Genomic DNA, 12,272 nt, shown 5'->3' on the forward strand with positions numbered 1-12,272 from the left:
TTATTGACCTCCTAACACAGCATCGATGTATTGCGCAGGATCCAGTAGCTGATCCGCGGTCATGCTTGCGAGATTGACAAACCATTCTGCGTTAATACCAATCGTAACGGTGATGATTGCCATCAAGATGATCGGTAGGTAAAGGAAGAATCGCTCTGAATCTGACATCGCTGGCAACACTTCTGCATCCTCTGGCAGCTTCTTCCAGAACGCTTCCGCCCAAATTTTCACCATCGAATAGAGCGTCAGTAGCCCCACGGCGAGCGAAGCAATCACCCCTATCCATGCTTGCGCATCAATACCTGCCTTGATCACGACAAACTTAGCGAAGAAGCCTGACAACGGTGGAATACCCGCCAGAGACATGGCTGGGATAGCAAACAAAATCGCAAGGAACGGCGCGGATTTATACAAACCACCTAACCGACCCAGATCGTAACTGCCGTGCATACGATGCATCACACCACCGATAAGGAACAGGTTAGTTTTCACCACGATGTGGTGGAAGAGATAAAATACCCCGCCCAAAATCGCCAATGGCGTAAAGAGCGCCAAACCTAAAATCATGTAGCCAATCTGACTCACGATATGAAAAGACAAGATACGACGTACTTCAAACTGCGCCGCCGCACCCAGCACGCCCGTCACCATGGTGAAAATACCCATCCACATCAACAAAGTGCCGTGAGTAAAGGCGATATCACCGACAAAGATTAGGCTAAACACGCGATACAGTGCGTAAACGCCCACTTTCGTCAACAAGCCAGCAAACACCGCTGAAATAGCGACAGGCGGTGTATGGTAGGAGGCTGGCAGCCAGAAAAACATCGGAAATGCCGCCGCTTTGATGCCAAATGCCACCAAGAAAAGCAGTGAAATCACCGTCACCACTTGTGGGCTGTCGGTGGTCGCCAATTTTTGCCCCAGATCCGCCATATTCAGCGTACCTGCGTAGGCGTAAAGCAAACCAATCGCACTGAGGAACAATGCAGAAGAGAGCAAGTTAAGCGTCACATACTTGAGCGCGCCCTCCATTTGACTGCGTTCGCCACCTAAAATCAGCAAGCCAAACGATGCCACCAGCATGATTTCAAACCAAACGTAGAGGTTGAAAATATCACCGGTTAGGAAAGAGCCAATGACACCTGCCAACATCAGATGCAGTAGCGGGTAGAAGCCGAACTTTTCGTGCTCCTCACTCATGGTGGCCAAGGCATAAATGGAGATACAAAACGCCACGACCGCTGACACGGTGACCATAATCACCGCCAACAGATCCGCCACCATTGAAATACCATAAGGTGGCTGCCAGTCTCCCAAGGTGACCACTTGGATCCCATCGTTATAAACGGTGTAGAACAAGGTGACCGCGGCAATCAGCAACGCAAAATTAGAGAACACACTGATCCAGCGTTGCAGCGTTTGATGTTTCCACAGCGTCATCGACAACGCCGCGGCAAACATAGGGATCAGTACGGGCAATAGAAGTATCATAATTGTGAATCTGTACTCTTCATTTCGTTCATGTCATCTTGACCGATCACGCTGTAAGCGCGCTTAATCAGCACCACGGCAAAGGCTAATACGCCAAAGCTGATGACGATAGCAGTCAGAATAAGGGCTTGGGGCAGAGGGTCAGCAATCGCCCCCACCGGAGCCGTCATACCCTCAGCAATCAGTGGTGGCGCACCACGAACCAGACCGCCACCGGTAAAGATCAGCAAGTTGGTCGCATTCGACAGAATGATGAGGCCAATGACCAACTTCACCACACTGCGGCGCAACATCATGTACAGAGCAGCGGCGTAGAGCGCACCGATCACCAAAGCAAATAATGTGGTCATTTAATCCTCCAACTGTGCCAGTGAGAAAAGCAGTGTCGTCACCATGCCGATCACAACAAAGTAGACGCCCACATCAAACATCAGCGGCGTGCTCAATTTGAGCTCACCCAATCCCGGCACATTGACGTACCACCACTGCGCGGTCAAAAACGTGCTGCCAGATTTAATCACACCGACAAAACCGCTGAGCGTCGAGATAATCAATCCTCCACCCATCAGGTAAGTGCTGTCGATGCCAATCAACTTGCGCGTCTCTTTGGCATCAAACGCGAACAAGTGCAATGCAAAGGCCGCTGACGCCACCAGGCCCGCGATAAAACCGCCGCCCGGTTCATCATGGCCACGCACCAATAAAAACACAGAAAACAGCAGCAACATCGGCAGCAGAAAGCGTGCGATGACCTGCAAAATCATAGAAGTACTGGTTTTGTTCATCATTAGTCCCTCTTCGAACGCAGCATCGCAGTCACACCAATCGCCGCCAACGACAAGACGAAAATCTCACCTAGCGTATCCAGTGCACGGTAGTCGACCAAAATCACGTTGACGATATTGCGCCCTTTCGCGATTGGTACACTGTTTTCAATCAAGTACCCGCTAATACCGCCTGGCATCGAGAAATGCACTACTGTCATCAATAGCGTCGCCATCATTGCACCAAACAACAGGGCGACGATGGTGTCACGCCAACGCACATCCGCGCTTGAGAGCGTTTGGAACTTAGGCAGTTTGAACAAAACCAACACCAACATGATGACCGTCAGAGTTTCAATCAGCACCTGAGTGATGGCCAAATCAGGCGCGCTAAAGAAGACGTAAATCAGCGCCATGGCAAAACCGAGTGCGCCAAGGGCCGCCACCGAGCTCAAACGTACTTTGGTCAAACAAGCAAACGTAATCACCGCAATGATCAGAATCGATAGGCCGATCTCTTTGAGCGTCACGTCAGAGAAATCCAAATCCCAGTGGAAACCAACGCGGGTAACCATGGCGTACGCCACCAAACCGATCGTCGTGAGGAAAATGGTCAAAATGTAGTTCGACATATAACCATTTTGCAGTTTGGCGGTACTCCATTTGGCGAATTTCACCATGTTGTCCATAAAGACAAAGTAACCCGCTTCCGGTCCGTAGTTCAGTAATGGTTTGGCTTTAATTGCACGTTTGCCGAGTTTATCCCACTGCTTAAATAGGAGGTAACCGACCACCATAGCCGTAATACTCAGCATCAGCGGAAGATTGAGACCATGCCACAGCGCGAGATCCACCTTACTCGCAGGATTACCGAGAATCGCCGTCGATGCAGATACAACAAGCGGCGAAGCCAATGAAGGAATCAAGCCAAGAACCAGACCTAACACCGAAAGCACCGTAAAGCCAAGACGCATTCCAAGCGGCGCTTCGTGCGCCTCCTTTGGCGTGGCTTTCTTCTCACCCCAGAAGGGTTTGATCACCAATAGCCCTGCACAAGCGACAATAAAGATGGAGGTCAACAGCGCCATAAGCGCAAGCAACGCTGCCCAAGGGCTGGATAACACGCCTTCGAGCATCATCTCTTTACCGATGAACCCAAAAAGAGGCGGAACGCCTGCTAAAGCCAGTGCAGCGAGAGACATGAACGCCGCAGTGTACGGCATCGCTTTACGTAGCCCACCTAACTCGCGCACATCTTTGGTGCCCGTTTCATGATCTATGGTGCCTGCCGCCATGAAGAGTGCACCTTTGTAGAGGGCGTGGCCAAGTAAGAACACCACCGCCGCCACCAGCGCCGCTTCCGTGCCGATACCAACCAGCATGGTCAAGGTTCCCAGTGCCATCACGGTTGAATAGGCCAAAATGCGCTTCAGATCCGTGCTGGTCACCGCCATAGCCGCGCCCAAGAGCATAGTGGTAGCGCCAACAAACGTCAGTAGCCAGGTCCAGAGATCATGCCCCGCCATCGTCGGTTGTAAACGCGCTATTAAATAGACGCCGGCTTTGACCATGGTTGCAGAGTGCAGGTAAGAACTGACCGGCGTCGGCGCTGCCATCGCATTAGGTAACCAAAAGTGGAATGGGAACTGGGCCGATTTAGTAAAGGTGCCGCCCAAAATCGCCAACATCATCACGCTAAACAGCGCGTGCGTTTGCAGCTGCGTACCTTGCGAAAGAATCTCGTTGATCTGATAAGTGCCCGCAAGGCTGCCAAGCAGAATAATACCAGCCAATAGCGCCAAGCCGCCGCCGACGGTGACAAACAGACCTTGCAGCGCAGATTTACGCGACGACTCTTTTTCGTGGTAGTAACCGATCAGCATGTAAGAGGTAATACTGGTCAGCTCCCAAAAGACAAACATCGCCATCAGGTTGTTGGATAACACCACGCCCAACATCGCGCCCATGAACGCCATCAAATAGGTCAGCAGTTTGCGTTGATCCGGTTTGTTGGCCAGATAACTGCCCGTATAGATAACGACAAAAAAACCGATCCCAGAGATCAGCAGCGCAAAGAGTAAACTCAGGCCATCTAACCAGAAATCGAGACTGATACCCAACGAAGGGACCCAGTCATAACGAATCAGAAGTGGTCCTTGCTCTGTTATCTGAGTCCAAAAGGTTGAGAAATAGACAAACAAACCTGCGGGCAAAAGTGCCAACAGTTTGCTGGTCTTCTCACCAAATTGGCGAAACAGCCAAGGAACAAACGCTGCCAGGAAAAAACCGGACAGGACTGCATACAGCATCGAAAAAGCCTCCAAGCTATAAAGCGTTAGCGAAACTAGAACATGAGTGAAACTCACACGTTAGTGAAACAATAGTTGATCTAGCTCACCTTACGTTGAATGTGCGAAAGTTTATTCAAATCCTGTTAACAATAACATTCGCTTCTCTGGAGCTCTTCTTTCGAAAAAAACGAACTCAAAGCAGAAATTAGTAGGAAATACCATCAGACATAAGCATTGATGATACTTCACCCTCTCACATAGGTCACATTTACGAAACACGATGAAACACTTTTTTGTCGTGTTACTTACTTTGGCCTCTTCGCGTACTTTCCCTTTGAACGATTCCGCAGGCCCTTAACAAAAAAAAGCCCGCCGGGGTAACCTGGCGGGCTGAAGTTAGATGTTTATATCACTAGGATGAAGCGGACACCGCCACAGGCTCTTTCGGCAGAGAAACACGCAGAGCAATGTAGCCCAATACCGCTGCCAGTGTTGACCCCATCAAGATACCTAAACGAGCGTAAGTGTCGAGCGTGGCAAAATCGAAACCAAAGGCTAATGAAGAGATGAATATCGACATCGTAAAACCAATGCCACACAAAATAGAGACGGCAAACAGATGTCGCTTAGTGATGCCTTCTGGCAACACAGTAATTTTCAGCGCCAGTGAGGCCCAACAGAACAACATGATGCCTATCGGTTTACCGAGCAATAGCCCCATCGCGACGCCGAGTGGCACCGTTGACATTAGGCCGTCCATTGCAATGCCCTGCAACGAGATCCCCGCGTTCGCCAATGCAAAAAGAGGCAACACGCCATAGGAGACATAAGGGTGTAGCCAGTGCTCAAGGTATTTGAGTGGTGAGTAGAGCTCCTTCTCACTTTTTAGCGGAATAGCAAAACCAATCACCACGCCAGCAAGTGTCGCATGAACGCCAGATTTCAGCACCGCGAACCACAAAATCGCCCCGACAATCAGGTAGGGAGTCAGGCGCGTGATACGCTTCGCGTTAAGCCAAAACAACACACCCGTAGAGATAAAGCCCATGGTCAACGCAAGCGTCGACAAGTCTGACGTATAGAAGAAAGCGATAATCAGTACCGCGCCTAGGTCATCGATGATCGCCAGTGCCAATAGAAACACCTTAAGGGCAATCGGGACGCGTTTACCCAAGAGCGCCATAATACCCAGTGCAAACGCGATATCCGTTGCCGCAGGAATCGCCCACCCCGCCATTGCGTTGTCGTTGCCCCAGTTCATACCAGCATAAATCAACGCAGGAACCACCATTCCCCCCACGGCAGCAACCGCTGGTAATGTGGCGGTTTCCTTTGACTTGAGCGCCCCCTCCACCAGTTCACGCTTGACTTCAAGGCCAATCACCAGGAAGAAAATCGCCATCAAACCATCGTTAATCCAATGCGATAGTGACATCCCAAAAATATAGATGTGTAAAAAGTGCTGATAATGTTCATTTAAAGGTGAGTTTGCGATAGTCATCGCCACAACAGCGGCGACGATAAGTAAAATCCCACTGGCAGACTCCAATCGGAAGAAGTCACGGACCCATTTGTTCATCATTTAAGACCTATCTGATAACGCTATTTATAAAAACCTGACGAGAACACCCAATGAATGCTTAGAGACACTAGGGCTATCATGCCGCATTGATGTCGTCGCTAAACATGTCACCTGTCGGACACAATCAACCTAACTCTCTGATTGTGTATCACAAATTGAGGCGACGAACCATAAAATCAATGCAATGCCCAGCATAAATAGCACCAACGAATAGGTTCAACCTCACTTCTATCAACAAACTGAATCATTAGTATAGAACATGCAAAAAAAAAGCAGATCACCCTGAGATAACCTGCTCTTAACAACGACAATCAATTAGAAACAATGCGTAAAGTTAATACCCTATCAGCTGCATGAAGCCTTGTGCCTTATGACTACCCGTAGTTTTTATTGGTCCTTCCCAATAAGGCACAAAGAAGGGCAGCCAAAGATTCTGATTAGTCGCAGATACGGTGAGATGAATATTATGCGCGGGGACTTCTATCGTCCAACTCATCGGCACTCGCTTGCCACGCGCGACGAGACTTGGCGCATTGGGTGTAATGACAAGATCAGAGTCTGCAAGGTTAATCACTTTCCCATCGCTACTGGATAAGGTACCAAACCAGTAGGGAAGTTGCTTGTTTTGACGATACTGACTCACAGATAACGTGGTTTCATCATCCAGATGGACGACAAACCAATCCCAGCCCTGTTGCCCTTCAGCGAGTAAGCCACTTCCCCACTCTTTACTCATCCACGCTTTGCCATCGACCTTAATCTGACGATCGCCCGGCAATGTAATTGAGCCCTGAACATTAAGGAAAGGCGCGAAAATATTGTAGGACGCAATCGGCAGCAAATCGTGTTTGGCCACGTAGCCACGTTCACCCGGCAGGACAAAAGGCCCATTGGTCGACGCACTCAACTGGACACTAAATTCATCGGTTTGCGCAGTGAGCATGCCAGGAAACGGTGTTCTGCCAAGTGAGCGCCAGTTCCAATTATCGATCCACATGCGAAAAGGCTGTGACGTCATTTCTGCTTGGCCAATCCCACCTCTGGCGACCCGCTGCTCTTTCCAAACGCCATATTGACTCGATATCACAAGATGAGACACGTAGACCTCGGGGCTTAACCAACCACGCAAAGGTTGATCATGACTGGCGATCCGAATAAAGCTCCACTGAATCCCGTATTCAGTGCCGGCCTCACCTTGCACATTAGCGAAGAACTGCCACCAACCGTGCTGGTACTCATTATTGAAGGAAAAGTCGTTGGGTAAAATCACGGGGTAGTTGGGCAGCACAGGCTCAAAGACCTGCCTTTTTTGCGCGCGCAGCATGTCATTCATGCTATCGAAGTCATTTGGCTCTTCAAGTGGCGTCTCGCGAAAGATGATCAACAGCGCAATGAGCCCTGCGACCACCAAACCCACTGCCATAATGGCTGAACGACTCAACACTCGACCTTGTGTCATTACAATGCATCCCTTAACGATTTCATCGGCGTGTTTCGTACCATCCGCAATACCGGCAGAGCCCCGGCTACCATCAATGCGCCCATCGCCAGCAAACCAGTGATGAGATAAGCTTGCGGAATCAATTGCAGCTCAAGCGTCCAACCGAACGACTGTTTGATGATAATGTCCACCACCAACTCCGCCAGTACCCAACCGAGCGGCAATGCAATCAGCATCGCGATGGTACCAAAGACAAACAGTTGTAAACCGCCCATCACGATCAGCTCCCACCCTTTCATGCCAAGACAACGCAGCAAAGAGACGTGTTTTTGGCGCGAGATCTCGCCCGCGACAGTGGCGAAAAAGATACCAAACACAGCAATAATCAAGGTAATGTTGCCCAAGGTGTCTGCGATAGAGAAGGTGCGGTCAAAAATGTGCAGCGCTTGCTTATGAATATGACTGTTGTCAAACACACGCTCAGCGTCAATCCTAAACACCGTCTCCAAACGGCGTTTCAAGGCACTGGAATCGGTGCCATCATTGAGCACAGCGCCGAGCGCCACATTGCCGCGTCCTGCGTAGGCGTACAACCAATTTCTGTGTGATAAAAGCACCTGATTGTAAGGGTTGCCGTAATCGTAGTAGATGCCGACCACTTGCCAACCACTGCCAAGTCGACCTTTCAAATCCAAGGTATCACCGGGACGAATGCCGAGCTTCAACGCCATTGACTCACTGACCATCACCCCTTTGGTGTTGTGCAGATAGTACCAATAGTTCGGGATACCGAGTTTAACAGTTAGCGCTTCTAGCTCCCCTTCGGAACCACCGGTGCTGACCACTTGCAGCACGCCTTCTTTCTCCGTGACCTCTTTTTCCCATCGCCACCAGACCGACTTCACTTCGGGTTGCTTGGTCAACCAATTGCTCATTCGAACCGACGCACTGTTACTCGGGTAAATGTAGAGATCGGCGGCCAAACGCTGGGATAGCCACTTATCCGTCGTATCTCTAAAGCTACCCACCATGGTTTCCACCCCAATGTTGGCAGCCATCGCCAGCATAAAGGCCATGGTTGCCACACCGCGGTAACTCATACTTGATGCGGCGTCAGCAAAGAACCAACGCGCTTTCACCCAGCGCAGTTTATAGGAAAGGACATTGAACACTTTCCAGATAATAAACGGCGTGATGAGCGCGGCACCAAGCAGCAAGCAGGTAATAATGGCAAAGCCTGTCTGTTGAGTTTGTGGCGCTTGGTAAATGGCGATCCCCGCCACCGCTAATCCAACAGCAATCAACGCTTGAATTGAGAATTCACGGCCGGCGAAGCGCACTAAAGAGAGACGAGTGGTTAAACGGACCGGCTGAGAGCGCAGCAATCTCACCAAAGGCCAACCACAGGCGATAATGGCACCGAGTAAGGTCAGAGAGAGGCTGTAAAGACTGGAAGACCAACTCCAACCAATCACCAAGCCAACATTCGCATCGTAGAGGTCACCAAGGCTTGCCGATACCGCTGGCATCAACTGCTTCGCGAGCACCATGCCAAAGGCGTTACCACACAGCCAGCTCACCAAGACTAGCGCCACTAATTCAATGCACAGCGACGCTGCCAATTGAACGCCACTGACACCGGTTTGACGAAGTACACCCACTAATGGCTGGCGTTGAATTAAAGAGAGCGACATCGCTTGATAGAAAATAAACAGCCCCACTACGAACGCCATCATACCCATTGCACTGAGATTGACGTGGAACGCCTCCGTGAGCGCTTCGAGTTCAACCCGAGAGTTGCGCGTCAAGTTCATGCCGTTGGGCAAGAGCTCTTTCAACCGCTCGACTTTCTCGAGCGGCATCTCACCACACGCAATGACCGACAGACCAGAACTGCGTTCAATCATTCGTACCAACGACATGTCCGCGACGATACGAGTCCCGTGGATCAAATTTTGCTTATCAACGATGATCGGCCCTAGCTTACTGCCATCGCCAAGTTCGACAAAGTCGTTATTATGCCAACGCATGTGCTCAGCCAACTCAGCACTGACCATAATCGGGTATGGCGGCTTCATCAGTTCAAGAATTGAAGCGCTTTTTAAGCGTGTCGCGGGCGTATCTTTGAGCATGAACATAGGATCCATGCCCACGACGACCAGATCGCGGTAATCCTTGGTTCTGACGCGAACGAAATCAAACGGCGCACATTGATGAAAGCCTTCTCGGCGCAGTTGAATGTAAAAACCTTGCGGAATCTTGTTGGTCGCGTGTTTGGGGCGGATGCGATAAGGCAAAGGATTAGAAAAGAGTTTTTCGCCATGCGCGTAGCTTTGTCTCGCATGCTCATTGATCGCGGTTACGCCAACCAATAACGAGACGCCCAGTGTCAGGCCAAGCCAAACAAGCAGAATTTGAAAAGGATAACGTCGGTAATGCCCCAGTAATGCCTTAATGACGGGCCATAACATGGAGTTGCCCTCCTTGCAGACGTACCTTTCCTTGCATGTGTTCAGCTACGCGCTCACTGTGCGTCACCAACAGTAGGGTGCAATCTAATTGGCGACTCAATGAGGTCAAAAGTCGCATCACGGCTTCAGCATTGCGCTCATCCAAGCTTCCTGTTGGCTCATCGGCAAGCAGCAGTTTAGGCTCCATATAGAGCGCGCGAGCAATCGCGGCTCGCTGCTGCTGACCGCCCGATACCTCTTCAGGGTAACGGCCAAGCAGCGGCATGAGATCCAACGCTGATAATATTTGTCGCCACAATCCGGCGTCTTCTGGTAAGCCTTTCAATTGGCGGCAGAAGCGAATGTTATCGGCAATATTAAGAGTGGGCAGCAAGTTATACTGCTGAAAGATAAGACCAATATTATTGCGACGGTAGAGGGTGCGCTCGCTTTCAGTTGCGCTGTCCATCGACATGTTAGGGAAGCGAATGATGCCAGAATCAACGACATCCAGCCCAGCAATCAGATTGAGCAGGGTACTCTTGCCAGCCCCACTCTCGCCCATTAATGCAATTTGCTGCCCCTGGTTTAATAACAACTCAGCACCTTGTAAGACAGGGTGAAACTCACCGCCGTCGACATAGCCTTTACATAGGTCTGTAAGTTGTAGCATTAACCGTCTCACCTTTGATAGAAATGGGACTGTGAATCTACACTAAATTGTGATGAGTAGAAAGTGTTTTGGAGGGGAGATCACAACATATGCATCAAACCCCACCACTTCGCTGCACGATGTCTAATTTTCGATCAAATTTCGAATCCACTTTTTACTTTTGGTACGGTATATGGATCCAAACCACTTGATCGCTTCTTCGGTTAGAAACAGCAGATAAATCCACTGAGGCTCAAGTCCAAGACCTATGGCAGCAAAGGCGGCCAAAGGAATACCTATCAACCACTGCGCGACAAGATCTTGATAGAGGCAGAACTTCACATCGCCCCCCGCACGCAATACACCTACGATCAGCATCATGGGGACAGAGCGAAGCACAATCCCCACACTCAAAATCACAATGAACTGATCGGCCAACGCGCGGGTCTCATCGGTCAGGGCACTGAAGGCACCAAGCACCGCCCCTTGAACCATATAGAGTAAGATAGCCACGATCACGCTGACCGCCACATTCAATATCGTGACGCCAATCGCTTGGTAATAGACTTCTTTATACGCTTTAGCACCAATTTGATTGCCGACCAACACGGCTGCTGCATTGGACATACCAATCAACAAACTGAGAGAGATCGACTCAACCGGCGTCATCACCGAGAGCGCCGCCAAACCCTGCACGCCAGATTGTCCCATAATGGCGTGATAGACAAACAGTCCCCCAGCCCAAGCGAGAAAATTAAAGGTCGTCGGCAGAGAGAGTTTTAAGAAGCGCACGACTTTGTCCAGCTTTAGGATAGCCTTGATGTCATCGACACCAAACGCCAGTAAGTGTTGACGCAGATAGAGATAACCATACAAGGTGCCCACTTCAATCGCACCACTGAGCACGGTAGCAATCGCCGCCCCTTTGATGCCCATGGCTGGCATGCCAAATTGACCAAAGATAAGCACCCAGTTAAGAAAGATGTTCGCAACAATGCCGATGCCACTAAAGAAAGTACTAATGCCGGGGCGATGCATGGCGCGCAAACCCACAGACATACTGGCTACGCAGGCCACAGCAAACATACTCACCGAGGTTAACACCAAGTAGTCGCTGCCCAGTTGATTGACCTCTTCAGAATCCGTTGTCAGCGCCATAATCTCACTCGGAAAGAGGAGGAAAAACGCTGCGGTCAACGCCGCAAATACCATCGAAACAAGCCAAGTTAACGCCGTACTCTGCCTCACCCCTTGCTGATCACCGGCGCCCCAATACTGCGCCGTAAGCAGTGCGCCTCCGGTGGTCACCCCAACCAGCATAATGGTGGTCACGAATGTCGCACGCGCGGCCACACCCACCGCGGCGATCTCCGCTTCACCTAACTGACCCAGCATGATCACATCCACCAAGCCTCGGCTAGAGAACATAATGCTTTGCAAGGTGATGGGCAGCGCAATAGCAATAAGGCGACGAATAAAATCGCCACGAGTGTGCGACAAAACCTGAGAAATGAACAAGAGCACGTCCTTTTTTGGTAAGGTGATCAAAGCGTTGAGCGGTGGGTTTGGGCAGAGCTGCCACTTGTCGCTATTATAGG

The 12,272-nt window shown here is 50.4% G+C and carries 9 protein-coding genes; all 9 read right to left on the minus strand.

Going from position 1 to position 12,272, the window contains the following annotated elements:
- On the minus strand, window positions 1-1,494 hold the full coding sequence (locus AC6R0S_RS15130; RefSeq protein WP_500638259.1) for a Na+/H+ antiporter subunit D: 1,494 nt from the start codon (window positions 1,492-1,494) through the stop codon (window positions 1-3).
- Window positions 1,491-1,844 (minus strand): Na+/H+ antiporter subunit C, encoded by a 354-nt coding sequence (locus AC6R0S_RS15135; RefSeq protein ID WP_334552316.1) that lies wholly within the window; start codon window positions 1,842-1,844, stop codon window positions 1,491-1,493. Before AC6R0S_RS15135 ends, AC6R0S_RS15130 begins: the two co-directional genes overlap by 4 nt.
- Window positions 1,845-2,282 (minus strand): Na+/H+ antiporter subunit B, encoded by a 438-nt coding sequence (locus tag AC6R0S_RS15140; RefSeq protein WP_334552317.1) that lies wholly within the window; start codon window positions 2,280-2,282, stop codon window positions 1,845-1,847.
- On the minus strand, window positions 2,282-4,567 hold the full coding sequence (locus AC6R0S_RS15145; protein WP_500638260.1) for a putative monovalent cation/H+ antiporter subunit A: 2,286 nt from the start codon (window positions 4,565-4,567) through the stop codon (window positions 2,282-2,284). Before AC6R0S_RS15145 ends, AC6R0S_RS15140 begins: the two co-directional genes overlap by 1 nt.
- A 394-nt stretch (window positions 4,568-4,961) precedes the next feature.
- Window positions 4,962-6,128 (minus strand): Na+/H+ antiporter NhaA, encoded by a 1,167-nt coding sequence (nhaA, locus tag AC6R0S_RS15150; RefSeq protein ID WP_500638301.1) that lies wholly within the window; start codon window positions 6,126-6,128, stop codon window positions 4,962-4,964.
- 337 nt (window positions 6,129-6,465) lie between these two features.
- Window positions 6,466-7,590, minus strand: a complete 1,125-nt coding sequence (locus AC6R0S_RS15155; RefSeq protein WP_500638261.1) for a lipocalin-like domain-containing protein — start codon at window positions 7,588-7,590, stop codon at window positions 6,466-6,468.
- Window positions 7,590-10,043 (minus strand): ABC transporter permease, encoded by a 2,454-nt coding sequence (locus tag AC6R0S_RS15160; RefSeq protein ID WP_500638262.1) that lies wholly within the window; start codon window positions 10,041-10,043, stop codon window positions 7,590-7,592. The genes AC6R0S_RS15155 and AC6R0S_RS15160 overlap by 1 nt, the downstream gene beginning before the upstream one ends.
- Window positions 10,024-10,695, minus strand: a complete 672-nt coding sequence (locus AC6R0S_RS15165; protein ID WP_500628454.1) for an ABC transporter ATP-binding protein — start codon at window positions 10,693-10,695, stop codon at window positions 10,024-10,026. The genes AC6R0S_RS15160 and AC6R0S_RS15165 overlap by 20 nt, the downstream gene beginning before the upstream one ends.
- 123 nt (window positions 10,696-10,818) lie before the next feature.
- On the minus strand, window positions 10,819-12,192 hold the full coding sequence (locus AC6R0S_RS15170; protein ID WP_500628453.1) for an MATE family efflux transporter: 1,374 nt from the start codon (window positions 12,190-12,192) through the stop codon (window positions 10,819-10,821).
- Window positions 12,193-12,272: the final 80 nt, after the last annotated feature.

The sequence above is a fragment of the Vibrio sp. R15-SG3-ISO1B genome (genome assembly GCF_059833835.1).